This is a genomic window from Pseudomonas sp. AC211 (assembly GCF_979258055.1).
Window position 1 is genome coordinate 4,367,205 of sequence record NZ_OZ409830.1, and the last position, 26,434, is coordinate 4,393,638.

General features: G+C 62.5%; 20 protein-coding genes and 6 pseudogenes. 7 read left to right on the forward strand and 19 right to left on the reverse strand.

Going from position 1 to position 26,434, the window contains the following annotated elements:
- The first annotated feature begins 66 nt into the window (after positions 1 to 66).
- On the forward strand, positions 67 to 771 hold the full coding sequence (locus ACZZZP_RS20650) for an ABC-type transport auxiliary lipoprotein family protein (protein WP_122493312.1): 705 nt from the start codon (positions 67 to 69) through the stop codon (positions 769 to 771).
- A gap of 137 nt (positions 772 to 908) precedes the next feature.
- Here the strand turns inward: ACZZZP_RS20650 and ACZZZP_RS20655 are convergent, their stop codons facing one another.
- The 5 genes and pseudogenes from ACZZZP_RS20655 to ACZZZP_RS20675 form a co-directional block, all read right to left on the reverse strand.
- A complete protein-coding gene (locus tag ACZZZP_RS20655) occupies positions 909 to 1,310 on the reverse strand; it encodes a glycosyltransferase (protein ID WP_463536809.1) in 402 nt (133 codons plus the stop codon).
- The gene (locus ACZZZP_RS20660; protein WP_463536810.1) at positions 1,279 to 1,572 is read right to left on the reverse strand and encodes a hypothetical protein; all 294 of its coding nucleotides are present in this window, start codon (positions 1,570 to 1,572) and stop codon (positions 1,279 to 1,281) included. The genes ACZZZP_RS20655 and ACZZZP_RS20660 overlap by 32 nt, the downstream gene beginning before the upstream one ends.
- 10 nt (positions 1,573 to 1,582) lie before the next feature.
- The gene (locus ACZZZP_RS20665; RefSeq protein ID WP_463536811.1) at positions 1,583 to 1,795 is read right to left on the reverse strand and encodes a glycosyltransferase N-terminal domain-containing protein; all 213 of its coding nucleotides are present in this window, start codon (positions 1,793 to 1,795) and stop codon (positions 1,583 to 1,585) included.
- An 82-nt stretch (positions 1,796 to 1,877) separates the two neighbouring features.
- Positions 1,878 to 2,183: a glycosyltransferase N-terminal domain-containing protein gene (locus ACZZZP_RS20670; protein ID WP_463536812.1), complete on the reverse strand. Its 306-nt coding sequence runs from the start codon at positions 2,181 to 2,183 to the stop codon at positions 1,878 to 1,880.
- 44 nt (positions 2,184 to 2,227) lie between these two features.
- Positions 2,228 to 3,114 (reverse strand): annotated as a pseudogene (locus tag ACZZZP_RS20675) (LysR family transcriptional regulator).
- Between the two features lie 103 nt (positions 3,115 to 3,217).
- Between ACZZZP_RS20675 and ACZZZP_RS20680 the strand changes: the two are divergent.
- The 4 genes and pseudogenes from ACZZZP_RS20680 to ACZZZP_RS20695 all read left to right on the forward strand — a co-directional run bounded on the left by ACZZZP_RS20680 (position 3,218) and on the right by ACZZZP_RS20695 (position 6,691).
- Entirely contained in the window at positions 3,218 to 3,550 is a 333-nt protein-coding gene (locus ACZZZP_RS20680; RefSeq protein ID WP_122493315.1) for a DMT family transporter, read from the forward strand.
- A 156-nt stretch (positions 3,551 to 3,706) separates the two neighbouring features.
- Positions 3,707 to 4,881 (forward strand): annotated as a pseudogene (locus ACZZZP_RS20685) (NAD(P)/FAD-dependent oxidoreductase).
- Positions 4,878 to 5,699 (forward strand): aldo/keto reductase, encoded by an 822-nt coding sequence (locus ACZZZP_RS20690; RefSeq protein WP_463383950.1) that lies wholly within the window; start codon positions 4,878 to 4,880, stop codon positions 5,697 to 5,699. Before ACZZZP_RS20685 ends, ACZZZP_RS20690 begins: the two are co-directional and overlap by 4 nt.
- An 80-nt stretch (positions 5,700 to 5,779) precedes the next feature.
- Positions 5,780 to 6,691 (forward strand): metal ABC transporter ATPase, encoded by a 912-nt coding sequence (locus tag ACZZZP_RS20695; protein ID WP_463536813.1) that lies wholly within the window; start codon positions 5,780 to 5,782, stop codon positions 6,689 to 6,691.
- A 95-nt stretch (positions 6,692 to 6,786) separates the two neighbouring features.
- Here ACZZZP_RS20695 and ACZZZP_RS20700 read toward each other — a convergent pair whose 3' ends face one another.
- From ACZZZP_RS20700 to msbA, 6 genes and pseudogenes are all read right to left on the reverse strand, one after another.
- Entirely contained in the window at positions 6,787 to 7,995 is a 1,209-nt protein-coding gene (locus ACZZZP_RS20700; RefSeq protein WP_463383952.1) for an acyl-CoA dehydrogenase family protein, read from the reverse strand.
- A gap of 15 nt (positions 7,996 to 8,010) precedes the next feature.
- Positions 8,011 to 9,303 (reverse strand): acyl-CoA dehydrogenase family protein, encoded by a 1,293-nt coding sequence (locus tag ACZZZP_RS20705; protein WP_463383953.1) that lies wholly within the window; start codon positions 9,301 to 9,303, stop codon positions 8,011 to 8,013.
- 320 nt (positions 9,304 to 9,623) lie between these two features.
- Positions 9,624 to 11,048 carry a bifunctional D-glycero-beta-D-manno-heptose-7-phosphate kinase/D-glycero-beta-D-manno-heptose 1-phosphate adenylyltransferase HldE gene (hldE, locus tag ACZZZP_RS20710; RefSeq protein WP_463383954.1) on the reverse strand — a complete coding sequence of 475 codons (1,425 nt, stop codon included), beginning with the start codon at positions 11,046 to 11,048 and terminating at the stop codon, positions 9,624 to 9,626.
- Positions 11,049 to 11,132: 84 nt separating this feature from the next.
- Positions 11,133 to 12,532: pseudogene (locus ACZZZP_RS20715) on the reverse strand (PIG-L deacetylase family protein).
- Between the two features lie 16 nt (positions 12,533 to 12,548).
- Positions 12,549 to 13,447 (reverse strand): annotated as a pseudogene (locus tag ACZZZP_RS20720) (GNAT family N-acetyltransferase).
- Positions 13,448 to 13,495: 48 nt separating this feature from the next.
- A pseudogene (gene msbA, locus ACZZZP_RS20725) lies at positions 13,496 to 15,235 on the reverse strand (lipid A export permease/ATP-binding protein MsbA); the annotation flags it as partial.
- A 126-nt stretch (positions 15,236 to 15,361) separates the two neighbouring features.
- Between msbA and ACZZZP_RS20730 the strand changes: the two are divergent.
- The gene (locus ACZZZP_RS20730; RefSeq protein WP_463536814.1) at positions 15,362 to 15,886 is read left to right on the forward strand and encodes a lipopolysaccharide kinase InaA family protein; all 525 of its coding nucleotides are present in this window, start codon (positions 15,362 to 15,364) and stop codon (positions 15,884 to 15,886) included.
- Here ACZZZP_RS20730 and ACZZZP_RS20735 read toward each other — a convergent pair.
- The 6 genes and pseudogenes from ACZZZP_RS20735 to ACZZZP_RS20760 form a co-directional block, all read right to left on the reverse strand.
- The gene (locus ACZZZP_RS20735; protein ID WP_463536815.1) at positions 15,856 to 16,653 is read right to left on the reverse strand and encodes a lipopolysaccharide core biosynthesis protein; all 798 of its coding nucleotides are present in this window, start codon (positions 16,651 to 16,653) and stop codon (positions 15,856 to 15,858) included. The two genes, ACZZZP_RS20730 and ACZZZP_RS20735, sit on opposite strands and share 31 nt — an antisense overlap.
- A 111-nt stretch (positions 16,654 to 16,764) precedes the next feature.
- A complete protein-coding gene (locus ACZZZP_RS20740) occupies positions 16,765 to 17,454 on the reverse strand; it encodes an O-antigen ligase family protein (protein ID WP_463536816.1) in 690 nt (229 codons plus the stop codon).
- A 472-nt stretch (positions 17,455 to 17,926) separates the two neighbouring features.
- The gene (locus ACZZZP_RS20745; RefSeq protein WP_463536817.1) at positions 17,927 to 19,036 is read right to left on the reverse strand and encodes a capsular polysaccharide export protein, LipB/KpsS family; all 1,110 of its coding nucleotides are present in this window, start codon (positions 19,034 to 19,036) and stop codon (positions 17,927 to 17,929) included.
- Positions 19,033 to 20,304 carry a capsule biosynthesis protein gene (locus ACZZZP_RS20750; protein WP_463536818.1) on the reverse strand — a complete coding sequence of 424 codons (1,272 nt, stop codon included), beginning with the start codon at positions 20,302 to 20,304 and terminating at the stop codon, positions 19,033 to 19,035. The genes ACZZZP_RS20745 and ACZZZP_RS20750 overlap by 4 nt, the downstream gene beginning before the upstream one ends.
- Positions 20,301 to 21,421, reverse strand: a pseudogene (locus ACZZZP_RS20755) (glycosyltransferase). The gene ACZZZP_RS20750 and the pseudogene ACZZZP_RS20755 overlap by 4 nt, the downstream one beginning before the upstream one ends.
- Entirely contained in the window at positions 21,405 to 23,162 is a 1,758-nt protein-coding gene (locus tag ACZZZP_RS20760) for a carbamoyltransferase family protein (RefSeq protein ID WP_463383962.1), read from the reverse strand. The pseudogene ACZZZP_RS20755 and the gene ACZZZP_RS20760 overlap by 17 nt, the downstream one beginning before the upstream one ends.
- Positions 23,163 to 23,462: 300 nt before the next feature.
- Between ACZZZP_RS20760 and hutH the strand changes: the two genes are divergently transcribed.
- On the forward strand, positions 23,463 to 24,992 hold the full coding sequence (gene hutH, locus ACZZZP_RS20765) for a histidine ammonia-lyase (RefSeq protein ID WP_463383963.1): 1,530 nt from the start codon (positions 23,463 to 23,465) through the stop codon (positions 24,990 to 24,992).
- Between the two features lie 53 nt (positions 24,993 to 25,045).
- On the opposite strand, the gene ACZZZP_RS20770 is transcribed toward hutH, so the two are convergent.
- Together ACZZZP_RS20770 and hutC are read right to left on the reverse strand one after the other, a co-directional pair.
- Positions 25,046 to 25,627: a HutD/Ves family protein gene (locus ACZZZP_RS20770; protein WP_463383964.1), complete on the reverse strand. Its 582-nt coding sequence runs from the start codon at positions 25,625 to 25,627 to the stop codon at positions 25,046 to 25,048.
- A complete protein-coding gene (hutC, locus tag ACZZZP_RS20775) occupies positions 25,624 to 26,355 on the reverse strand; it encodes a histidine utilization repressor (RefSeq protein WP_463536972.1) in 732 nt (243 codons plus the stop codon). The genes ACZZZP_RS20770 and hutC overlap by 4 nt, the downstream gene beginning before the upstream one ends.
- Positions 26,356 to 26,434: the final 79 nt, after the last annotated feature.

Genomic DNA, 26,434 nt, shown 5'->3' on the forward strand with positions numbered 1-26,434 from the left:
ATAGCCGGCCTTGGCCCAGTGTTTTGACTGCAAGCGGCCCCGCGCCGCTGCCTGGATGAACTGGAGATGATTTCGTTGCGAATTCCCTCGCTGCTGTTACTGACCAGCCTGTTGAGCATGGTCGGCTGCGTCGCTCAGCAACCAGTGACGTTGTACCAACTCGACAGTGGCAACCCGAAAATGCCCGTCGCCAACAAAGGCGTCGCGGTGCTGCTGGGGCCGGTGTCCATCGCCGACTACCTGCAACAACCCACCCTGCTGCAACGCCAACCAGACGGCAGCCTGACGCCCGCCACCGAAGCCCGCTGGGCCGGAGCGCTGGGCGCGGATATCGATCAGGTATTGCTGCGCCAACTGGCCTCGCGCCTGGAAACCCAACGTCTGGTCATGGCGCCTGGCGGTGCCGGGTTCGTGCCCGACGTGCAAGTGGAATTGACCATCAGCCGCATGGACTCAGGTCCGCTGCAACCAGCGGTGTTGGACGCGCAGTGGCGCTTGCTGGACCGTCGCGGCCAACTGCGTGACAGCCGCCTGATTCATATCGAAGAACCGCACCTGGGCGGCTCGGCCGATCAGGTTCGGGCGCAGAGCGTGGTGTTGCGGCGCTTGGCCGAGCAGTTGGCGACAGCCATCAAGCCGATGTCGGAACAGCCCATCGCTGAAGAAACGCGCAAGCCAGCTGCGGTGCCCACACCGGCCAAAACGCCGGAACCCCCGCAAATTCCCAAGGCGGCGCCGGTCAGGCAGCAGACCGAAGTGTTCCGCTTCTAGGAAGAAAAAAACCGCCCCAGATGGCGGTTTTTTTATGCGCGGCGTAACAATCAAAAAGCATCGCGGCTAAAGCCGCTCCCACAAGTTGCACAGCCTGTAGGAGCGGCTTTAGCGCGGTGCATTGCCTGGCCACCGTCTTACTTCAGCAACGAACCCAAGCCGACAAGCAACCGCTCAAGCGCGCCCTTGTTGCGCTGCATCACCGCCAGCCCCGCCGCGCTCATCAGCTCGGCTTGCTGCGGTTGCTGCCACAGCTCGCCCACCGCTTCGGCCAGCGCCTGGGCGTCGTTCACTTCGCGCAAGGCTTGGGCATCGCGCAATTGCGCAGCGATATCGAGAAAGTTGAATAGATGCGGTCCGCTCAATACCGGTTTGCCCAGCGCCGCCGGTTCCAGCAGGTTATGCCCGCCATTGGCGACCAGGCTACCGCCGACCAGAGCGATATCCGCCAGCGCATAGAGAAACAGCAGCTCGCCCATGGTGTCGCCGAGCAGCACTTGCGTGGTGTCATTGACCGGCGCGGCGGTGGAGCGGCGCACGGTGTTCAGGCCGGCCTTGCCACATAACTCGAATACGCTGTTGAAGCCGTTCTGGGTGGCGCGGCACCAGAATCAGCAGCGCATCGCGGCGCTCGGCGAGCAAGCGTTGGTGGGCGGCCAGCACGATTTCGTCTTCGCCGGCATGGGTGCTGGCGGCGATCCACACCGGACGGCCTTCGGCCTGCCATTCAATGCGCAGCGCGTGGGCGCGTTGCAGCAGTTCGGGGTCAATGCTGAGGTCGAACTTGATCGAGCCGGTCACCGTTACGCATTCAGGCCGCGCGCCCAAGCTGCGAAAAGCGTTCGGCTTCGGCGTCGGTTTGCGCGGCCAACAGGCTCATCTCTGCCAGCATCGGCGCGGTCAGCTTGGCGAAACGCCCGTAGCCGCGCGCCGACCGCTCGGACAAGCGCCCGTTGGCCAGCGCCACCGGAATGCCCCGTCGCGCGCACTGGTGAATGTGGTTGGGCCACAGCTCGGTTTCCATGATGATCGCCAACCTCGGTTGCGCGCGGTCGAAAAACGCGCCGCCGCCCACGGCAAGTCATACGGCAGATAGCAATGTTGAATCAGCGGGTCGCCAGCAAACAGCGCCTGAATGCGCTCGAGCCCGTGGGCGTCATGCAGGTGACGGTGATCGGCAGCTGCGGATAACGCTGGCGCAGAGCGCGCACCATCGGCGCGGCGGCGATGCTCTCGCCCACCGACACGGCGTGCACCCATATGCCGCCGGTTTTCAGCGGCGGCAAACCGATAGCGAAGCGCTCATTGACGCGTTGGCCGTAGGCCGGCGCCTTGCGGGCGCGAAGCAACAGACGCAGCGCAATCAGCGGCAGGGCCAGGTGAAACAGTACGGTGTAGAGGGTTCTATTCATGCCGCGCAGTTTACTGAGTTCACCATCAAGATGAAGCGCCTCGCTTAGCCGATTGCTTGCAGGTGCTCAGCAAAGCAGTCGGCCAGCCACACGGCGGCGGGCCCCAAGGCTTCATCACGGCGACAGAACCAATTCGACCACCAGCGGCGGCGGCGTCCAGTCGCTGCGCAGTTCCACCAGTTGATTGAGATAGGTCGGGTATTGCGCGACGTGGCGCGGCAACCAGGCCCAGCCCAAGTTACGCATCACCAACTCAGCCATGGAATAAAAGCTGTCGGTACGCCACACCGCCGGGCTAATCTGCTCGCCGCCCGGGTAGTGCCGTTCCTGCGGCGCCATGAGCAGCTGCCGGTGTTGCGCCAGCGCATGTCGGTCAACGTAGTGCGCCTTGGCCAGGGCGTGCCCGGCGCCGCACACGGTGACCATCTCGATCGTGCCCAGGCGCTGACGCTCTAAGGCGCGCGGCATGTTTTCGTGGTGGAACAGCAAGCCAAGGTCAGCGCGCCGCTCCAGCAGTTTCCCCGCCACATCGCCCTGCGCGCCGCTGGATAACTGCACTTCCAAGCGCGGAAATTGCCGGGCCAGCGCTTCGAGGCTATCGAGCACAGGTTGGTAGGGCATGGCCTCATCTTGTGCCAGACGAAGGCACGCTTCTTCGCCCTTTACCAATCCCATGGCGCGACCTTCCAAGCGCTCGCACTGGCGCAAGATTTCCCGCGCATCTTCCAGCAGCACCTGTCCGGCCTCGGTGAGACGCGGTTGACGGCCGCTGCTGCGGTCGAACAGCAACATGCCCAAGTCGGCCTCCAACAGCGCAATAGCGCTGCTCACCGCCGACTGCGCGCGCCCCAAACGCCGGGCAACCGCCGGAGAACGACTGGCTTTCCGCCACGCTGACAAACAACCGTAACTGCTCGAAGTTCCACTGCATGGCGGCAACCCATCTCTAAATCAGATAGCTAATGACTTTATCCCATCGCCACAGCGCTTAGAATCCCGCCATCGAAACAGTCGCCTATATAGGGAGCGCCGCCATGTCCGGTTACCTGTACCTCGGCATCGCCATTGCCTCGGAAGTGATCGCCACCACCTCAATGAAAGCCATCGACGGCTTCAACAAGCCGCTGCCATTGGTGCTGGTGATCGTTGGCTACGCCATTTCCTTCTGGATGCTGACGCTGGTGGTGCGCAGCATTCCGGTCGGCGTGGCGTACGCAGTGTGGGCCGGGTTGGGCATCGTGCTGGTGAGCATTGCGGCGGCGATTATTTACAGCCAGAAGCTGGATGTGCCGGCCATGCTGGGCATGGCCATGATCGTGGCGGGGGTGGTGGTTATTCAGCTGTTTTCCAGCACGACTGGCCACTAACACCAGCGCGCTTTTCGTAGGAGCGAGCTTGCTGGCGAATGGGCCCCGTGCCAGCAGCGCTTCGCGAGCAAGCTCGCTCCTACAGAAACAGCAAGCCGCCCCTACCCTCAAAACCCAGCGTTATACTGCCGCCCTGTTTTTCTGAAGGCAGCTCCCATGTCCCAAGCCCTTAGTACTGACATTCTCATCGTTGGCGGCGGCATTGCCGGCCTGTGGCTCAATGCGCGCCTGCGCCAGCAAGATTCGCCACCCTATTGGTTGAAAGCGCCAGCCTGGGCGGCGGGCAGAGCGTGAAGTCGCAGGGCATCATTCACGGCGGCGCCAAGTACGCGTTACACGGCGCGCTGACCGGCGCATCCGAAGCCATCGCCGATATGCCGCGCCGCTGGCGCGAGGCGCTGGAGGGCAGCGGCGAGCTGGACTTGCGCGGCGCGCGCGTGCTTTCCAACGCGCATTACCTGTGGTCTCCCGGCACCCTGGCCGGCAACCTGACCAGTTTTTTCGCCAGCAAAGCCGTGCGTTCGCGCGTCGATCAAGTCAAAGGCGCCGACCTGCCGCCCGCCCTGCAAGACCCCAAATTCAAAGGCAAGGTGTACCGCCTCAATGAGCTGGTGTTGGATGTGCCGAGCCTGATCCAGCGCCTGGCCGAACTGGCGGGTGACAGCTTGCTCAGCGGCGAGCACATCGAACCACTGCTGGAAAACGGCGAGCTGGCGGGCCTTACGGTCGACGGGCGTGAAATACGTGCCCAGCGCGTGGTGCTCAGCGCTGGCGCCGGCAATGCCGCATTGCTCACGGCGCTCGGCCAGAGCCAACCGTTGATGCAGCGCCGGCCGCTGCACATGGTGATGGTCAAGGGGCCGACCCTCAAACCGCTGTACGCCCATTGCCTGGGCGGCGGCCCCAAGCCCCGCGTCACCGTCACCAGCCACCCGACCGCTGACGGCCAATGGCTGTGGTACCTGGGCGGCGACCTCGCCGAAGCCGACGGCGTTGCCCGCGACGGCCAGGCGCAAATTGCCGCCGCGCAGAAAGAGCTGAGCAACCTGCTGCCGTGGGTCGATTTCAGTCAGGCGCATTGGGCCACCTTGCGCGTCGACCGCGCCGAGCCTGCGCAAAGCGGCCTGGTTCGCCCCGACAACGCCTTCCTCACCGAAAGCAAACGGCTGCTGATTGGCTGGCCCACCAAACTGGCGCTGGCCCCGGATTTCGCGGATCGCGTGTTAGCCGCTCTGAAGCGCGACAACGTGCAGCCGGGCAATCACCCGGCCCTGCCCGAACTGCCACGCCCACCCGTAGCGCCAACAGCCTGGGAGACGCTGCTGCCATGAGCCAGAAAACCCTGCACGATCTGCATCGCCCGCTCGGCAGCACCGGCCTGCGGGTGTCGCCGCTAGGGCTGGGCACCGTCAAGCTGGGCCGCGACCAAGGGGTGAAATACCCGAATGGTTTTCAGATTCCCGACGACCATGAAGCGCGCCTGCTGCTGAGCCTGGCGCGCGAGCTGGGCATCAACCTGATCGACACCGCGCCCGCCTATGGCCGCAGTGAAGAGCGGCTGGGGCCGCTGCTGCGTGGCCAGCGTGATGAATGGGTGATTGTCAGCAAGGTCGGCGAAGAATTTACCGACGGCCTTTCGCATCATGATTTCTCCGCCGCCCACACCCGACTGTCGGTCGAGCGCAGCCTTACTCGCCTGGAAACCGACCGCATCGACCTGGTGCTGGTGCATTCCGACGGCAACGACCTCGACGTGCTGCACCAACATGAGGTGTATCAAACCCTGGCGGCGCTAAAGGCAGAGGGCAAAATCGGCGCGTACGGCTTTTCCGGCAAAACCGTCGAAGGCGGCTTGTTGGCGCTGGAGCAAGGCGACTGCGCGATGGTCACCTACAACCTCAATGAGCAGGGCGAACGCCCGGTGCTCGACTACGCTTGGCAGCACGGCAAAGGCATTCTGCTGAAGAAAGCCCTGGCCAGCGGGCATGTGTGTCTGGAACCGGGCGTTGATCCGGTGCGTGCCAGCTTCGAATTGGCCTTTGCGCACCCGGCTGTTGCCAGCGCGATAGTCGGAACCATCAATCCGCTGCACCTGTCACACAACGTCTCTACAGCCGCGTCCGTTATCCACTCTCTCGGGCGGGGTTAAAACAATAACGACCGCCATTCGCTGAGCCGTAACAATCATCAGCGAGCATGCGCAGTAGCTGTCCCCAGGAAGGAGCCGATATGCCGAAGGTCCTCGTCCGCAAGGCCCCCACTGATTTCAAAACCTTGGCGCTGCATGTCGAAGCCAGCGCCACCGGCCTGAGCTACCAGGGCATTGGCCCACCGCTGAATTTTTCCCAGGTGCTGGATCGCCGCCAGCCCCTGCCGCTGGATAACGCCGAGCGGTTTCAAGTCGATCTGGCCAACTTGGGCGTGTCTGTTCGCCTGACGCTGAACTGGCAAGGCCGCGATTACTGGGTACTGGTTCGCCAGCGCCGTCTGGACCGTGGCGATGTGGTGCTCAAGCTGATTTCCGGCTACGTGCCGGCCCACGAACTCAACCTGCCGCTGCTGACCGCCATTCAGGAAGTCGCCGAAGAATGCTTGCTGGAAACACCGGAAGGCTGGCTGGGCGGGCGTTTCGGTGACACCTGGCTGCCCACGCCGTACCACAGCGCCCTGCGTTACCGCGAATCGACAAGCTTCAGCCTAAGTCCGTTATCCGGCGCGGCGCGACCGATTCGTTGTGGCAACCTGACCCTGATCGAACGCCCGCGCGCCTATGTGCACGTGCCGACTTCGTCGTTGCAGCTGGTTTACGACCTGCGCCTGGAACTGCCGAAAGAAGCGCGTCTGCTCAGCCTGTTTCACGTCGACGAGCGTTTGGAAGACGGCAAACTGGTCGCCCGCCTCGACCGCACCAAACCCGACCTCTATCTGATTCCCTTGAACCAGGGCAAACCGAGCGCGGAGCTGCTTACCCTCAAGCAAGGCGCGCTGGTGCCGGCCAGCACGCGCGGTATTTTCCTCGCCGAAAGCTTTGCCCCGCAGGAAGGGTGGTTAGTGCGAGAAGAACGGGTTCGCTGGAAAGACTGGGTTGCCCAGCAAGGATTGGGCGCAAAAAAGCCCCAGGCGAGAGCGGTGGCTAGCTGAAAAGCTCGCGGCTAATCGGAATGCCGCCCAACCGCTCCCACAGAAACGCACGACCTGTGGGAGCGGCTTTAGCCGCGATGCTTTTGATTAACGCGCTACTTCAATTCGCTGGAGCTTTTGCCCAGCAACCGCCGCGCCACGATCAGCAGTTGTATCTGCTGGGTGCCTTCGAAGATGTCGAGAATCTTCGAATCCCGCGCCCATTTCTCCAGCAGCTCGTCCTCGCCATAGCCCAATGCACCCGCCAGCTCCACGCATTTAAGCGTCACTTCGTTCGCCACGCGTCCGGCCTTGGCTTTGGCGATGGACGCTTCCTTTGAGTTGGGCAGCTTGTTATCGGCCATCCACGCCGCTTTCAAGGTGAGCAGCCGCGCGGCTTCCCACTCGGCTTCCAGGCGGTACAGCGTCGCCTCGGCATGGCTGACGGCAAGCAAGGGCTTGGCGTAGTCGAAGCGAAAGGTGTCTTTGAGCAATTCGCGCGTGCGGTCCAGCGACGCTTTTGCCACGCCGATGGCCATGCCGGCCACCAGCGGCCGCGTGTTGTCGAAGGTTTCCATCACCCCGGCAAAACCTTTCTGCACGTCCACTTCCGGATTGCCGAGCAGGTTGGCAGCCGGCACCCGGCAGTCGTTGAAGCTGATGGAGGCGGTGTCCGACGCTTTGATGCCGAGCTTTTTCTCCAGCCGCGTCACGCTCATGCCGGGCGTGCCGTGTTCGACCACGAATGACTTGATCGCCGCGCGGCCCAGGGCTTTGTCCAGGGTGGCCCAAACCACCACCGAGTCAGCCCGCTCGCCGGAGGTGACGTAGATTTTTTCGCCGTTGAGCACGTAGTGGTCGCCCTCCTTGCGCGCTGTGGTGCGAATGGCGGCGGAGTCGGAGCCGCAGCTCGGCTCGGTGATCGCCATCGCCGCCCAGGTACCGTTGAAGCGTTGCAACTGTTCGTCGTTGGCCACAGCGGCAATGGCAGCGTTACCCAAGCCTTGGCGCGGCATGGCCAGCAGCAAGCCGACGTCGCCCCAGCACAACTCCATCACGCCCAGCAGCGCCGACAGATTACCGCCGTTTTTCACGCCCTCTTCCACCGATTTAGCCGCGCCGCGCTTGCTCGCCGAGGTGGCGCCGATGGCGTCTGGCGAGCCGGCGTTCATGCCGTCCAGCAGGGCGGCGAGCAGGTCGAGTTCTTTCGGGTAAGCGTGTTCGGCCTTGTCGTATTTACGCGAAATGGGGCGGAAATAGTTAGCCGCCACTTGGTGCGCCTGGTGCACCAGGCCAGAGAACTTTTTCGGGGTTTCCAGGTTCATGTGCGTAACTCCTGCTCACAGTTGCAGGCCGCCGGCCATTACGGCCACGGCGCGCAGGTCGCGGTACCAGCGCTCGGCTGGGTGTTCTTTGGTAAAGCCATGGCCGCCCAACAACTGCACCGCGTCGGTGCCGATCTTCATGGCTTTCTCCGCGCATAACAGGCGAGCCAGATACGCCTCGCGGTGAAATTCCAACCCTTGCTCGGAGCGGGCGCAGGCGCGCCAGACCAACATGCGCATGGCGTCCAGCTCGATGGCGATGTCGGCGACCATAAACGCCACGCCCTGGCGATGGCTGATCGGCTCGCCAAAGGCGATGCGTTCGTTGCAATACGTCGTCACGTAGTCCAGCGCCGCCTGGCCGGTGCCCACAGCCAGCGCACACCAGGCCAGCGCGGCGTGGTCCAGAAAGCTCTGGTAACTGAAATGCTCGGCGTTCAGGCGCTGTTCAGCCGGCACTTTCACGCCCTTGAGTTTGACCCGCGCCGTGGCGCCGGCCTTGAGCCCCATGCCCGGCTCGGGGAAACGTTGCAGCCCTTTGCTGCCGGCCTCGACGATAAACAGCGCCGGACCATTTTCGGCGCGCGCGGCGATGATCAAGTGGCTGGCGTCCAACCCACGCAGCACCAGGCATTTCTCGCCGCTGAGGGTGTAATGCTTGCCCTTGCGCTTGGCTTTGGTGCCCAGCTTGAGCGGGTCGAACAGCGCTTCGGGCTCGTTGACGGCAATGGCCATCACCGGCGCACTGGCCTCGCCCACAAACGCCGGCAACCAGCGTTGCTGCTGCTCGGGCGAGCCCCAACGGCGAATGCAATTGGCGGCTGACAACGGCACCAGCAACGCGGCGGCCAGCGACATATCGCCCTTGGCCAACGCTTCGGCGATCAAGGCATTGCTCACCGTGGTGCGCTCGCCGGCCATGCCGCCATGGGCTTCGCTGACGCCATAAAACGTCAGGCCCAGGTCTTGCGCCTGATTGAGCAATTCAGCGGGGACGGCAGCATTGGCGTCGGCGTCGTGGGCGGCGGGACGCAGCACATCGCTGGCAAAACCGGCGAGCATATCGACGAGCATTTGCTGCTCTTCGCTAAGGGACAAATCGAACAGCGCGTCCGGGTCGACCTTGCGCGGCGTGCGGCTGCCTCCTTTTTGCGCGCGATCAGCGGCCATGCGAAAGCTGGCGCGGCTGCCGCTGTAAACCAGTTTTTCGAAGGGTTTGCGCAGGTTCAGGCGATCAGGCCAATCGGCCTGCGCCATGCGATTGAGAAGGGCCAGAGCGCGGCCTTGTACATCGGCATTCATGGGCATCTTTCCGTCCAGGATGAAGATGCCCGCAGCATGCGCGCGTCAAAACGCCGCGCCTATGACCGCTACGCCGGGGGTGATTGGCAGGTCAGCCAAAGGGAGGACGCAGTGCGCCTTGCGGCTGAAGCTGCCCAGGCACCACCGATTCGTTGCCGATGTGCAGATCTACTGTAGGAGCGGCTTTAGCCGCGATGCGGTGCGCCTGCGCAAAAGCGATTCGGAGTAAACCAGTCAATCACCGCGCCTGGATTCCCGCTTTCGCGGGAATGACGTAGGGGGGAGGCCCCTCGGTGGGCTGCGCCATGCGCACCTCGGCCAACGGGTTATTTACGCTCGCGAATCTTGTTAACGATGGCCGTCGTGGAGCTGTTTTCCACCAACCCCAACACCCGCACTTCGCCGCCGTAGGCTTTGACGATATCGGCACCGACAACCTGCTCAACGCCGTAGTCGCCGCCTTTCACCAACACGTCCGGTTTAACCGCACGCAGCAGGTTTTCCGGGGTGTCTTCGCTGAAGCACACCACCCAATCCACGGCGCCGAGACCGGCGAGCACGGCCATGCGGCGGTCGACCGAATTGATCGGCCGACCCGGGCCTTTCAGGCGGCTAACCGACGCGTCGTCGTTGACCGCCAACACCAGCCGATCACCTTGCGCGCGAGCCTGTTCCAGGTAGGTCACGTGGCCGGCGTGAAGAATGTCGAAGCAGCCGTTGGTGAAGACAATTTTTTCGCCATGGGCGCGGGCGTCGTCGATGCTGGTCAGCAGTTGATCCAAGGTCAACACGCCGCGCTCGGAGCCTTCTTCACGCTGCACGGCGCGGCGCAGTTCCGGCGCGCTGATGGCGGCGGTGCCGAGCTTGCCGACCACGATGCCGGCCGCCAGGTTGGCCAACGCCACGGCTTGCGGCAGTTCCTCACCGGCAGCAATGGAGGCGGCCAGGGTGGAAATCACGGTGTCCCCTGCGCCGGTCACATCAAACACTTCACGGGCACGGGCTGGCAGATGCAGGGCTGCATGATCGGGACGCAGCAGGGTCATGCCGTGCTCGCCACGGGTCACCAGCAAGGCGCCCAATTCCAGTTCGCGCATCAGCTCGGCGCCCTTGGCGACCAGCTCGGCTTCGTCGGCGCAGCGGCCGACGATGGTTTCAAATTCGCTGAGATTCGGGGTGATCAGGCTGGCGCCACGGTAGATGGCGAAGTCTTTGCCCTTGGGGTCGGCCAGCACCGGAATGTTGCGTGCGCGGGCGGCCTGGATCAGCTCCTGGTGGTTCTTCAGCGCGCCTTTGCCGTAGTCCGATAGCACCAGCACTTTGATGCCGTTGAGCTGGCTTTCGACCGAGGCGGTGAGCGCCACGGTGTCGGTTCTGAACGGTTCTTCGAAGTCCATGCGCAGCAGTTGCTGATGACGGCTCATGACCCGCAGTTTGACGATGGTCGGCTGGCCGGCAATACGTTGGAACTGGGCGCTCACGCCAGCGGCCTGCAGGCTGTCGGCAAGGCTGACGGCGGCTTCGTCTTCGCCGGTCACGCCCACCAGACGAGCCGGCGCGCCCAGGGCGGCGATGTTCAGCGCAACGTTGGCGGCGCCACCGGGACGGTCTTCAATCTGGTCAACGCGCACCACGGGAACCGGCGCTTCCGGGGAAATCCGCGAGGTGCCGCCGTGCCAGTAGCGGTCGAGCATGACATCACCGACCACTAAAACTGAGGCCTGATCAAAACGGGGCATGGACAACTTCATGGACTCTCCGGGGACGCTTAAACGCGGCAAAAAATATAGCACAGCGAGGTACGCGCCCAGCCTCAAGCGGCCGGGCGCTGCGCCTCAATCAGGTAAACGGCGGACCCAGAACAGCTCGTGCCGTCGGACCGCTTTGCGAAAGAACTCATCCTCACCGGTGGCCGGCCAGCGGCGCCCGGCGAGGAACTGTTGAATAACGCGGCGCAGGCGCTTTTTCAGCGGCGGCCGCCCTTGCAAATCGTGCTGCATGCCCAGGGCCATGGCTTTGTCGATCTGCGTGGCCGCACCCAATACCGGGCTCCACAGCAGGTCCGCCGGCAACGCGTCGATGGCGGGCGGCAAAGCAATGCCGTTGCCCGCCGGGCCCATGGGCCAACGGTCGTTGTCGTGCAGGTGGTTGGCGTAGAACAACAAGGTGTGCGGTTTCCAGGTGCTACGGGCGATAGCCTGACGCAGGGCCTCGGTGGTGGCGACGTGGTCGGCGTGCGGATCCAATTCCGGGTGCGGGGTAACCACAACGCTTGGGCGGAAATGCTCCAGGGCAAACACCAGATCGGCGAGCAAATTATTCCAGCTCGGCACGCCATCGCCGTCACTCGGCAAGCGCAGCGGATTAAGCCGCCGCACGCTGCGCCATCGCTTTCGCCCGACTCGCGCGAGCCAAACGCCTTGTCCGGTTCGGCGGCCATGGCCGGCAACTGCAGGCAGTAATAACCCAGCTGCAGACAATGGCTGGCGGGCACGCCGCCCCACAGCGGCACGGTCAGGCTGTCCCAGGCGCGCAAGCGGCCCTTGAGCGAGGCGGCCTCGGCGCGGGGCAAGCCCATCTGCTGGAAGCGTTCGGCTTCGATTTCGCCCTGAGTCAGGGTCACTATGCTGACGTTTTTGCTGCGGCTGTAGAGGCCGAAGGCGGCCAGCTCGGCGTCGTCGGCATGGGGAGCCAGAATCATCACCGGCTCTTCGGCGTAGTCCGGATTGCTCAGGCAGAACAGTTCGCCAGCCGATGCCAGGCGGCAGAAGCGGCCCTTGATGGTCAGCTGTCCTTGCGCCAAGGCGGCGGCCTGCCCGGACACATTGAGGTAGCGCCGCCCCGCCACGCCGCGCTCGAAGTCCTGTCGGTCATCGCCCACCAGAACGTGCGGATCCAGCAAGCGGCCGAGCAAGGTGGCGCGCACCCGTACCGACAAAATCAGCGTATCGCCTTCAACCACCGCATCGCGCAAGTGCACCGTGCCGTCGGCCAGCGTCACAGCAAAACGTGGCGTGCCGGCGGGGAAGCGGTACAGGTAGTCGTCTTTAGGGGAGTAGAACAAATGGTCGGCGAACCAGGCCTCATGCCCAATCCAGCCCAGCACCAGCAGCAGCGGCACCAGCCACCAGGCGACAATCAGCCCCAGCAGCGCCAACACAACCAGGGCGACGGCGAGGAACAGGCGCTTGTTACGCCGATGCTGTTTGAGAAGCTGCTGCTTGCGTGTGCTCATGGGAAAACCTGGGGCTCTATACCTGAAACACCGGCACGCTATGGCACCAGCGGTCTTTGTATTCGCGGTCGGCGCGGCCGAAGGAATAGCGCAGCGGTTTATTTAATGCGCGGGCGGCGGCCCAGGCGTCTTGGGTGTTGACGAAGCTGAGCACGCTGCCGGGGCTGAACTCGCGGTTCTGCGGGTCGACACCACCGTTTATGTACTCAAGGCTCACCCAGTTCGGCGCCTGCACCTGATACAGCACTTGAATCGCTACCGGCAGGTCGTTGAGGTAAATCAGCGAGCCGGTCATGAATTCACGCAACAGGGCGAACACCTCGGCCAGATGCGCCTTGCCGGTCGCCTCGAAGCCCCAGCGGCGCTGGAACAGGTCGGCATAAATGCTCGCCTGTTCAGCGGGCGTCAGATCGAGCATCGGCCGAATCACCCCGCCCGCCTCTTCCAGCAAGCGCTGCTCGCGGCGCTGGTTGTAGCGGAATTTTTCGAATAATCCTCGGGGGCGCGGGCCAGCGCCAAGCCTTCAGGTTGCGGCTTGAGCGTGTCGATCCGGCCGCTGTTCAGCTCCGAGACATAGCGCATGCGCTGGCGCACCGGCACCTGAACATCGGGCGCCACCGGCAGAATGATCTCGGCATTGCCCAGATCGAACAGCCCGCGTTTGCCCTTGGCCTTGAGCACGTCTTTGGACAAGGCCAAGTGGCGACCCCAGCACGGCACGGCGGCGACCAGTTCAGCGCCGGCGAACCAACCGAGGTAGCGCACGGGAAGCCCCGCCAGGCCGGCGAGGCGCTCGATGACCTGCGGATGAGTGGCCACGCTGCCGCCGAAGCGGTTCCAGGCGGCGGCGTAAGCGTCGGCTTCGATCAGGGTCCAGCCACGTTCACGCCAGCCCCGCCACACGCGACCGATCATGCCGGGAAGCAGCTCGGCTTCGGCTTCGTCGCCGTCTTTGAACTGCTTGGCGTGCAAGCGCGAGTAGTAGCCGTTCAGGGCCAACAACTCGTCGTGGCTGCCGCGCTCGACGATCTCGCCTTGGTCCATGACCAGAATCAGATCGGCCTTTTCAATGGTGCTCAGACGGTGGGCAATCACCAGCGTGGTACGGCCCTGCATAACCTTGTCGAGGGCGCCCTGAATATGGCGTTCGGATTCGGTATCCAGCGCCGAGGTGGCCTCGTCGAGAATCAGCAGTGGCGCGTTTTTCAGCAGCGCACGGGCAATGGCCAGACGCTGACGTTGGCCACCAGACAGCAGCACGCCGTTCTCGCCAACCAAGGTGTCGTAGCCTTGCGGCATCTTCTCGATGAACTCGGCCGCATACGCATCTTCAGCCGACTGGCGCACGGCATCGAACGGCGCGCCGGCCAAATCGCCATAGGCAATGTTGTTGGTAACGGTGTCGTTGAACAGGGTGACGTGCTGGGTCACCAGCGCGATATGACGGCGCAGGTTGGTCAGCTTGAAGGTTTCGATTTCCAGACCATCGAGCAAAATTTCGCCCTGGTTGTGGTGATAGAAACGCGGAATCAAATTGGCCAGCGTCGACTTGCCGCTGCCCGAGCGGCCCACCAGGGCGACCATTTGCCCAGGCTTGGCGACGAAGGAAATGTTGCTCAGTACCTCACGCTCGGTGCCAGGGTATTGGAAGCTCAGATTGCGCACTTCCAGCAGGCCTGTGGCGCGTTCCAGCTCCACGGTGCCGGTGTCCACTTCCGGCTCTTCATCGAGCTGCTCGAAGATGCTTTCCGCGCCGGCCAGACCTTTCTGAATGGTGGCGCTGACTTCTGACAGTTGGCGGATCGGCTTGGGCAGCAGGCCGGCGGCGGTGATGTAGGCCACCAGTTCGGCGGGCGAGGCATCACCCCGGAAGTACAGCACCAGGTACATCAGCACGGCCATGCCGATATAAATGACCAGTTGCAGGCTGGGCGTGTAGATCGACTGGGTGCGCGTCATGCCCAGGCTGCGGTTCATGTTGTCTTCGCTGGCTTCGCGGAAACGGGTTTTCTCGTAGGTTTCGCCGCCGAAGCTGCGCACCACGCGATAGCCCTGAATGGTCTCCGAGGCCACGTGGGTGACGTCGCCCATCGCCACCTGGATCTTCTTACTTTGGCTGCGAAACTTCTTACTGGCGGTCGTTACCAGCACCGCAATAACCGGCAGGATGCACAGCAGCACCGAGGTCAGTTTCCAGTTGCTGTAAACCAGATAACCGAACAGAAACACCACGGTCAGGCCTTCACGAATCACCACCTTGATAGCATCGGTGGCGGCCCCGGTGACCATGGTCACGTTGTAGGTAATACGGGAAATCAGGTGGCCGGAATTGTGGTTATCAAAGTACCGGTTGGGCAGCGTCAGCAGACTGTTGAACAGCGCCACCCGCAGGTCGTGGACCAAGCCGCGGGAGACTTTTGCAAGGTAGTAGTTGCCCAGAAATGAGCCTATGCCCTGATAGACGGCAATGAGTACAATCAACAACGGCACGCCAAGGACCATTGAAACGCCGAGAAACTTGGTGTCGTTGGTGCCTTCCAGGGCGCGGATAAAGTGTTTGAGCATGTCGGCCAGCAACGGTTGGCTGGACGCGAAAATCACGAAACCGACAATACTGATCGCAAAAGCACCCCAATACGGCAGCACATACTTGAGCAGTCTCAAATAGACTTTCAGACTGGATTGCTCACTGGTTTTGGCCATTCGGCACGCCTCATACGACTGGCTTGAGAGAAAAGATGCGGATTGTAGCAGCGAACGAATTGCAAGATTGGCTCGACCACGGCGAGCTTCTGGAAAAAAGACAGTTTTGGGCCGAAGGTGGTGCGCTTGGCGGACGGCCGCTTGCTCAAGATCATGCGCAGTCGCCGCACGCCGCTTCTGGCCCGCTTGCTGCCCTCGGCACAACGTTTCAGCCGCAATGCGCAACGCTTGCAACAGGCCGGCATCGCCACCCCGACCATTAATGAAAGCGTGTGGATTGACCGCGAAAAAGCGGTCAGCGCTTGCCTCTATGAGCCCCTGCCAGGCGAGCCGCTCGACGGCCTGTTCCGCCACGACAAACCCCGGTTTATCAAACTGCTTCCGCAGTTGGCGGCTTACATCTATCGCCTGCATCAGCGTGGCATTTACTTCCGCTCGCTGCACCTGGGCAACATCTTGCTCACGCCTGATGGCGACTTCGGCCTGATTGATTTCCTCGACTTGCGCTTCAAGCGCGCGCCGCTGAATAAGCGCCTGGTGCGGCGAAACTTCGAACACTTGCGCGGCTATTTACAGCGGCGCAAGGTCGAGGGTTTTCCGTGGGACGATTTGCTTGCGGCTTACGCGCGGGCCAGCAGCGCGTCGAGCTGATCGCGCTGCAGCTTGGGAATCAGGCGCTCCGGCAGCCGGCTTTGCGCCGACAGGTTGTACACCTGAAATTGCGGCTTGATCACACGCTCAGCCAGTAGCTGAAAGCTCGGCAGAATGTAGTCATCGAAGTCGCCATCCAAGCGACTGGGCACCGCTTTTTCGCCGTCCTCATAGAAGCGGCCGGCCTTGGTGTTCAAGTCCACGCCCACCAGCAGCACCTGTGTAAACCCCAAGTGATAGGCCAGTTGGATGCCCGCATAGGGCACGGTGCGGCCGTTGAAGTAGCCTTTCTGTAGATTGCGACTGAACCCGATGCGGTTCGGCTTTTGCCGGAACCAGGAATAGTTGCACTCGATGTCGTCGTCGTGGCGCATCGCCCGCGCGAATTGCCGTGGGCTCAAATGCCGGTGCGCCTCGTCGCAGCGCCCTGCGCGCTCGAAACGAAACACCGAGCGCCCTTCCAAGGCGTCCGGCACGGTGCCCAGCAGGGTTTCAATCACGCGCGGGGAAAGCACCAAGTGGCGAGCATGCTCGACCGCTTGCAGCATCAATGGCAGACGGTTGCGAACGAAGCTGCTGTCGTCACACAGGTAATAATCCGGCGCCATGCCGACAGAGGTGAAACGGCAGATCGAGCCGTTCAACGCCATCATCGGGTACTGGCCGTATTGCTCCAGCGGGAAATTTTTAGTGGACGGCCCGGACGCCACGATAAATACCGGACCAGAGCGGCTGTTGCGACACGCGTCGAATGATTCGAACGGCACCGATTTATTCGAAAGGTAAAACTCGCCCATCCAAGGCGTCCCTCTTTTCATGGAGGCGTCGAGAATCGACACCACTCCCTATGATTTTCGATAAACGTGACAGCGCGGGGTTCAGACTGATTTAGGTTCGCCCAACTTTCGGCTGGCCAGCACCAGACTCAGGCCAATCGGCAGCCAGGTGACCAACCAATCGGCATTGGGCTTGAGCCACACGCCGATGCCATCGGTCATCAGCGACACCGTCGCAAACACCCAGATCGCCAGCAGCGCCTGCCCGAGCGGCTCGGCGCGGTGGCGCCAGGCGCGCCAGGCCACGCTGGCCCACAACGTCAGGTACAACGCCAAGCCGATGACACCTTCACGCGCGCCGATATTCAGGAACAAGTTGTGCGGGTGCTTGAAGGTGCGGTTCAGCTCGGGCACAAAAATGCCGTATTCGTTGAAGCCGTAGCCCAACACCCCATTGCCCAGCATCAGGTTCAGACCGCCAGCCCACAACGTCGGACGCGCCGAGGCGCCACGCTGAGTGAGCACATCCGGGCAGATCACAGCGACAACGGCAATCGTAATGACGCCAAGTGCAATGAGCGCGTAACCGCGGCGAGAACGCAGTGCCACCACCATCACAACAAAGGTCATTACCAAGGCGAGCCAGACGCCACGCGTCTGGTTGATGACCAGAAACGCGACATAGCCCAGCGCTGCCACGGCCAGCAGGCCCAACTGCCACATCGGCAAGCGTTGCGTTGGGCGCAGGAAATAGGCGAGCAGTGCCAGAGCGCCCACGGCATGAGCCGCCATGATCGCGGTATTCCAAACGCCCAAGGCAACCACACGCCCAAAAGGCGGCGGGTTCAAAAAGGAAATGCGCTACCGAGGCCAGTGACAGCACGCCGCCGAACAGGGCTGCGCCGAACAGCCACGTCTCGATGCGGATGCGTGCTTGTGAGGCCAGTACGATGCCCAGCAGCGATAACGTCACGTAAAGGGTGACCTTGTAATCGCCGATCAGGTCATCGCTGCCTTTAATGGCCAGCACCAGCCAGGTCCACGCCATGAACAAGCCGAACAATGCCAGCTCAGGTTGCTTCAGTGCGGCGCGAAAATCGGCGCGAAACAGTGCCGGAATGACCGGCAGCCACAACAGCGCAATGATTGCCTGATGGTAGTGCTTAGTGGGGAGAAACCAGGCGAAGCACAGCAGCGCCGTTAACCCCAGACATGCCCAACTCGGCAACGAAACCTTGCGCAGTACTGCAATACCTTTCATCCATCAACCCTTGTTCAACATGCGCTGTGCCACTCGTTTCAACTGCGCAGCGTCGGCGTTTTGCCAGCTGCCTTTAATGCAATAGTCATGCGCCAGGTAGCGCAGGAAGTTGCGTTTCACGCGTTCATCCAGCGGCCAATCCGGGAAGCTTGTGGCCGCCGCCACCAGTTCGTCGGCGGAGTCGGCGTGCATGACCACGCCGGGAATATTGAAAAATGCCTGACCGAGGGTGAGCACCGGCTTGCCCAATAACAAACTCTCCAGCCCCACCGTCGAGTTCAGCGTGATTACGAACTGGCTTTGCTCGATCAACTGCTGAGTGGCATTGCCGTTGGCAAACAACAGGCGTTCATGGGTGCGTTGGTGCAGATCGGGATACACCTCGCGGCTCGACGGGTGTTCCTTGAACACCACGGTCATGCCGGTTTGCGCTGCCAGCCTTTCGCCCAAAGCAAACAGCTCACGCATGTTGCCAACCCACGGGGAAAACAGGCGCACTTGCGTGTCGCGGTCGTCCTGGAAGGGAATGAACACGTAACGCGGCGGCAGCTCGATAGGCACCAGGTCGCTCACGCGCGGCTTGCGTGGAATCAGCGTCACCTCGTCCTCACCGTCGGCTGCCTCGGGCTCGGGGTAGTTGAGATAGAACGCCTGATCGCGCGGCACGGAGTTGCGGAAGTTCACGCCTTTGGCATCCAGCGTGGTGGTGTCGGGCAATAAGCCATTTTCGAAGAAGAAGGTGCCACAGGTGGCTGGCTTCAGCGCCAGCAGCAATTGGCAGTAACGGTGCGAGCCGTTCCACATCACCAGATTCTTCGGCTTTTCGCGCTTGAGCAAGGCGTTGGCGCGCAGGGCGATCCAGGCTAATTCCAGGCGCAGCAAGGCGCGATAAAACGAGCCTTCGTATTTATTTTTGACCCGCCGCTCCTGGCATTTTTCCTCCACCAGATGCGCCCAGTCGATACGCGAAATAATGGCCGGCAACTGCCAAGGACGCGGCCACGGCATTTGCCCCGGCACCACGACCTTGCCCTCCAGCTCCGTCTCGTTGAGCAGGCGCTGGAAATAAATGCTTTGGTGTTTGGCCAGGGAGAAAAAAAGAAACTGGGTCATGGTCGATCCGTGCCATTCAAAGGGGCGTGCTCGATGTCGTCGGGTAGGGGCTGATCGCGCAGCAAGCACTCGAGGACACGCACGTTCTGCGCCAAGCCTTGCGAGCCATGAGACAGATGAAACAGCGCGAAGGCGCGAGCCACTTTCACCTGTTCGTCGTAAGCACCGACGATCTGCTCCAGGCGCTGCTGGAGCGCGGCCGGCGTTTCGATCCGCGATCCGAAAAAGCGCTCCTGGGCGAAAATGTCGCCATCCTCGCTGAGGTTGGCGTACAGCACCAGGCGACCGGCCAAGCCAGCCTCAATCACCGCATTGGACATGATGTTAACCACCACCGACGCCTGGCCCAGCGCCTCGGCCAATGAGCATTCGGCGGCGAGCAGTTGCACGTTGGGCAACTCATCGGCCACGGGCCGCCAATAACCGGCCTGGCTGCGCGGGTGGCGCTTGATCAACACCTGCCAGTTCGGGTTGGCAGCAGCCCAATCGCGGAGCAAGGCATAGGTGCGCTGATAGCCGGGCTCTTTCTCTTTGTCCGGCCCAACGCCGAGCACCAGCAGACGCTTTTGTTGCGGGTCGGCAAACGGTAAGTCATACGCGCTGTCGATCATGTGCGAGCCGGCCAACACGGCGGTCGAGTCGCCAAAGCGCAACGTCCGCGCCAGCAGCGCTTCCAGCGAACTGCGGCCGAATAGCAGGTAATAGTCGTAGTCGTTCATGCCCAGGCGGCGTGAGCTTTCCACCGTTGAGGCATGGGCCAACTGCACCAGCGGCCGGCCGCGCGTGTTCATGGCCAAACGCAGAAAAGGCGAATACAGGCTGCCGTTGCGGTCGTTGAGCAGCACCGCTGGCTGATGGTGATTGACCAGCCATTGCGCGTAGGCGGCGTAACCGAAATAGCGCAGTGGCAGCGGTTGCGGCGGCGCGTTGAGCAAGCGCTCGCGGCACATCATTCGTGGGCTCTGCAACGCCGTTTCGATCAACGAATGACCGCGCTCGCGCATGGCCTGGATAAAGGCTTTTTTGCGGGCAAAGGCGATCACTTTGGGGGCCGACTGCAACAGCAAGAAGTCACACGGCTCGGCGGCGTGTTGCGCGGCCAGACAACGCCTGGCACGCCAGCCGAAGCGCAGGTCGGCCAGCGCCTCGCGAGCGAACCGTAACGCGCTACCGACTACGCCGTAGCGCTCGCGCAGCAACTGCCAGCGGTAACGGTCCAGCGCGCGTGCGCGGTCAGCCCAAAGGGTTTCGGTGGGGCGAGAAATCATCGTTTCCCGGCCATCATTGGCAAGGCCCAAAAAGCGCACCCGTACGGCTTCATCGGTGAAGCGCTCGCGCAACCGCATGGCCATGCGCGCACGGCATTCAGGCAGGCGCTCAGCTTCCCCCGCCTGGCGTTGCAGCTGGCGCGCCAACTCGGCAGCGTCGCCCAGCGCAAACAACAGCCCGACACCGGCCACCACTTCCGCACCGCCGCCGCAGTCGGTGCAAATAACCGGCACGTCGGCGGCCATGGCTTCCAGCAAAACCATGCCGAACGGCTCGTGATCGGAGCTCAAAGCAAACACATCGAAGGCGCGAAAATAGCGGCGACCGTGGGCCACCTGGCCGAGAAAACGCACCTGCTCGGCCACGCCCAGATGCTGCGCCAGCGCCTTGAGCGGAGCCTCGAGCTTGCCGCTGCCCATGATCACCAACAGGCTGTTGGCCGGCAGGTTTGGCAAGGCTTCAGCAAAACCGCGAAGCAACGTGGTTTGGTCTTTGTCCGGGTGCAGACGGCCGACGTTGCCGACAATCCACGCATCGCTCGCCAGGCCCAACGCTTCACGGGCCTGCTCGCGGCTGAGCAGCTCGGCTTGAATGGCGGCCGGGTCTACGCGGTTGTACAGGGTTTCAATGCGCTCAGCCGGCCAGCCTGGCAGGCTTTCGCGCAGGTCATCGCGCACGGCGTCAGAACACCCCGAGCAAGCTCAGGCGGCGCTTAAACCAGTTGGCGAACATAAAGCGCGAGCGCCGACGATAATCGCCAAAGGCGTGGTGCACGCCGATCACCGGCAAGTTGCTGCCGAGCAAGGCGACGTACACCGGTTTGAAGCGGTGGGCGATGCAAAACGCGAACTGGCGTTCGCGGGTGATGCGTTTGATGTCGCGAATGGCCGCCAACTTCAGGCCGCGCACCTCGGCGCTGTGGTAGCCGAGAAAAATCACTTCGTCCGACCCCGACCCCGCCTCCACGGCGGCGCTCGGTTCACCGGTCAGGTAGACGGTGGTGACCTTGTAGGGCGTGCCATCGAAAAGGCTGGCGTACTGACGGGCGCAGTCCAGGAACGGCCCGTCATAACCATGGCAGAACTGCAGAACGCGCAGCTCAGTTGAGCGTGTCATACCCGTCCGCGCCTTCCTTGATCACCAAAATGTCTTCCATGATCAGGTACTGCAGATCCGAACCGAAGAACATGTTCAGCGCGTCGGTAGGCGAGCAGATCATCGGCTCGCCACGACGGTTCAGCGAAGTGTTCAGCGACACGCCGTTGCCGGTCAGGCCTTCCAGGGCCTTCATCATGTCGTAGTAGCGCGGGTTGTATTCGCGCTTGAGCACCTGGGCACGGGAGGTGCCGTCTTCGTGCACCACTTCCGGCACACGGGTTTTCCACTCTTCAGCCACTTCAAAGGTGAAGGTCATGAACGGTGCTGGGTGATCGACCTTGATCATCTGCGGGCCGACGGTGTCGAGCATCGACGGGCAGAAGGGGCGCCAGCGCTCGCGGAACTTGATTTGTTCGTTGATGCGGTTGGCCACGCCGGCAATGCTTGGGCAACCAATGATCGAGCGACCGCCGAGGGCACGCGGACCAAACTCCATGCGGCCCTGGAACCAGGCCACCGGGTTGCCGGCAACCATGATTTCGGCGATGCGCTGCGGCATGTTGTCGATTTGCTTCCACTTCGGCTTGCTCACGTGGCGCGCGCAGGCGGCAATCACGTCTTCGTTGGAATACGAAGGGCCGAGGTAAACGTGTTCCATCTTCTCCACTGGCACACCGCGCTTGTGCGAGATGTACGCGGCGGCGCCAACGGCGGTGCCGGCATCACCGGAGGCCGGCTGCACGAACAGCTCTTTGACTTCCGGGCGGGCAATGATGCGCTGGTTGAGTTTGACGTTCAGCGCGCAGCCGCCGGCGAAGGCAATTTTGCCGGTTTCCTTGAGGATGTCGCCCAGGTAGTAATCCATCATTTGCAGCGCGAGCTTTTCGAACAGCGCTTGCATGCTGGCGGCGTAATGAATGTATGGATCGTCGGCAATATCGCCTTCGCGTTTCGGTCCCAGCCACTCGATCAGCTTGGGCGAGAAGTAAAAGCCCTTGCCGTTCTCTTTATAGCGACGCAGGCCAATGACGTTGGCGTACTCGGTGTTGATGATCAGCTCGCCGTTTTCGAATTTGGCCAGGCGCGAGAAATCGTATTTGCTGGCGTCGCCATACGGCGCCATGCCCATGACCTTGAACTCGCCGTCGAGCATTTCAAAGCCGAGGAACTCGGTGATCGCGCCGTACAGGCCGCCGAGGGAATCCGGGTCGAAGAACTCTTTGATCTTGTGGATCTTGCCGTTCTCGCCATAGCCGAAAAAGGTGGTGGCGTACTCACCTTTGCCGTCGATGCCCATGATCGCGGTTTTCTCGGTGAAGCCCGAGCAGTGGTAGGCGCTGGAAGCGTGGGCCAGGTGATGCTCGACCGGCTCGATTTTGACTTTTTTCGGGTCGAAGCCCAGTTGCTCGAGGCACCAGACGATCTTGTTGCGGTAGCGCTTGTAGCGACGATTGCCCATCAGGATGGCGTCGAGCGAGCGGTCCGGCGCGTACCAGTAGCGCTTGGCGTAGTGCCAGCGCGCTTTGCCGAAAATGCTGATAGGCGCGAACGGAATGGCGACCACATCGACGTCCGACGGTTTGATGCCAGCCTGTTCCAGGCAGAACTTGGCCGATTCGTAGGGCATGCGGTTCTTGGCGTGCTTGTCGCGCACGAAGCGCTCTTCTTCGGCGGCCGCGATCAACTTGCCGTCGATATAGAGCGCAGCGGAAGGATCATGACTGAGGGCGCCGGAAAGGCCGAGAATCGTCAATGCCACGGGAAACCTCTTGCAACGACGCAGGACCAATGCCTGCGCGAAAAGTCGGACGGCAAACCGAGGGTCGCCTGATAAAGCCGGGGATTATAGCCGCTGCGTAGCGCTGGGCGCGAGCGTGGCGCCAAAGCCCGAACGCGCCGTGGCGATCAGAAACGTCTGTGATTTCAAGCGCAACTTGCTGCGTTTGCTGTGGGAAAGCTTTAAGCAAGAGACTTTGACTCGCCATTTGCCTAACCTGTATATACAAGTGTATATAGGTGCTCGTCATCCTTTCACCGGCATTTTTCCAGGACGTCTTCCATGTCGAATCCACTGCTGCTTCAGCCCGGCCAACTTTCCCTCGAACAGCTACGCGCTATTTATCAGCAGCAATGCCCTGTCGAACTCGATCCGGCCGCCAAAGCAGTGGTCGACACCAGCAACCGCACGGTGCTGGAAATCATCGACAACAAGCGCACGGTTTACGGCATCAACACCGGCTTTGGCCTGTTGGCGCGCACCTCGATCCCGACTGAATCGCTGGCCAAATTGCAGCGCAACCTGCTGCTGTCGCACTGCACCGGCACCGGCCCGCTGCTGGATGACGCAAGCGTCGGGCTGATCATGGCGCTGAAAGTGGGCTCGCTGGCGCGCGGCTTTTCCGGCATTCGCTGGGAAGTGATCCAAGCCCTCGCCGCGCTGTACAACGCCCAGGTGTATCCGTGCATTCCCTCGCAAGGCTCGGTCGGCGCTTCCGGCGACCTGGCGCCGTTGGCGCATATGTCCGCCGTGCTGATCGGCATCGGCCGCGTTCGTCACAACGGCCGTGAAATGGACGCCGTTGAAGGCCTGGCCATTGCCGGCCTGACGCCGATGGTGCTCGGACCGAAGGAAGGCCTGGCGCTGATCAACGGCACGCAGGTGTCCACGGCGCTGGCGCTGCGCGGTTTGTTCGCGACGGAAAAACTGTTCAGCGCCGCCGTCGTGGCCGGAAGCTTGAGCGTTGAGGCGTTGAAAGGCTCAGCCGTGCCGTTCGACCCACGCATTCAAGCGGTGCGCGGTCAGGCCGGGCAAATTGATGTGGCGGCGTTCTACCGGGAGCTGCTGGGCAGCACCAGCGAGATTCGCGAATCCCATGCCGACTGCACCCGCGTGCAAGATCCCTACTCCCTGCGTTGCCAGCCACAAGTGATGGGCGCCTGCCTGGATCACCTGCGCTTTGCCGCGAACATTTTCCTGCGTGAGGCCAACGCCGTTTCCGACAACCCGCTGGTATTTAGCGCCGATGGCGACGTGCTGTCGGGCGGCAACTTCCACGCCGAACCGGTGGCCATGGCCTCCGACGTGCTGGCCCTGGCGATTGCCGAAATCGGCGCCCTGTCGGAACGACGCATCGCGCAACTGGTGGACCCGGCGATGTCCGGCCTGCCGGCATTTCTGGTGCGTGAAGGCGGCCTGAACTCGGGCTTCATGATCGCCCAGGTGACCGCCGCAGCGTTGGCCTCCGAGAACAAAACCCTCGGCCATCCGGCCTCCATCGACAGCTTGCCGACGTCGGCAAACCAGGAAGACCACGTGTCCATGGCCACCTTCGCCGCCCGCCGTCTGCTCGACATGGCCGGCAACAGCAGCGCCGTGGTCGCCATCGAACTGCTCGGTGCCGCCCAGGGCGTAGACCTGCACGCGCCGCTGAAAACCTCGCCGCTGTTGGTTGAAGTGCTGGAAATAGTGCGCCGCGAAGTGCCGCACTACGACGAAGACCGTTACTTCGCCCCCGACATCGCCGCCGCACGGGCGTGGGTGGAAAACGGCGTATTTGGGCAATGGCTGGCGTTTGATCGGTTGTATTAACAGCATCGAGGCTGAAGCCTCTCCCACAATAGATATGCCCCTGTGGGAGAGGCTTAGCCTCGATTTTTGATCGACTGAAGCTCAATCAAGCAATACGGATAGTCAGCCCGAAACCGCAACGTTTGCAGCCGGCCACCGCCGCCCTGCAAGCAGTCGTAGCGCCCCAGCTCCACTTCCCCGCCCTTCACGTCTACCCGCAACCCATCCCCGGCACTGAACACCAGCACGGTCGCCGCCGAGGTGAACACGCTGCTCTCCCCCGCTGCCATCCACTGCAATCGCGCGCTGCAACGCTGCGGTGAATAGATCAGGTTGAAGTCGCGAATCGCCCCGCCAAGCAAGCTGCACTGCACCTGGCTGTCGCCGGAAAATGCGTACGCATCCAACGCCTGGAGCGGGCGGCCCATTTGGCCATCCACTTCAAGCTGCATGCCCTCACCTTCCAGCACGGTGATGATGCGTTGATAGCCGGTGAATGCCGAGAACGGTCCCGGCTGGGTGACGTCGGCGATGGACAGGCGCCAGGCGAATGCCTCAAGCCCGTCGCCATCGCGGGCGATTTCAAGGGTGCTGCCGCCGCCGTTTTTCCACGGCATGCGCACGTAGTCAGCGGCGCGCAGCACCTGCCAACTCATGAGGCGAAGCGCCCTTCCAGACGATGGCGCGAGCCCGGGTACAGCAGACGCGCGACCGTTACGGTGCGGCGCCCCGACCAGGTACGGCGGCGAATCAGCAAGCACGGCTCGCCGCGTTCAATTTGCAGCAGCTTGCATTCGCTCGGCTCGGCCAGAATCGCTTCCACCACGTGCTCGCCTTCGCTCATCGGGGCGATTTGCATCAAGTAGGCGTACGGCGTGGCAACGGTGAAATCCTGGGTCAGGTAATCCGGGGCGACGCTGGCGTTTACGTAGCGGTCTTCGATCTGCACCGGCACGTCGTTTTCGTAGTGCACGATCACCGAATGAAACACCCGCTCGCCTTCGCGAACGTCCAGCGCCATGGCGCGCTCGGCGCCGGCTTTTTCTTCTTCCAGGCGCACCACCACGCAATGGTGGCGATGGCCGCGAGCGGCGATCTCATCGGCGATGTTGTGCACTTCAAACAGCGCCGACTGGCCTTTGGGCTCCGCCACAAAAGTGCCGACGCCCTGCATGCGCACCAACAGGCCGTCGGCCGTGAGTTCACGCAGGGCGCGGTTGATGGTCATGCGGCTGAAACCGAGTTGCGCCACCAGCTCGCTTTCCGACGGCACGCGGTGATGGGGCGGCCAGGCGCCGGTGTGAATCTGCGCGCTGATCATCTGCTTGACGCGCGCGTACAACGGCGCAGGTTCGTCGCCCAGTTGCGCGGCCAGGGTGGCCATCTCGGACTGTGGAGCGGACACAGCAATCTCCTCGGCAAAACTTCGCGGCTGGCGCGACGGTGGCGAGAGTTTACGTTTC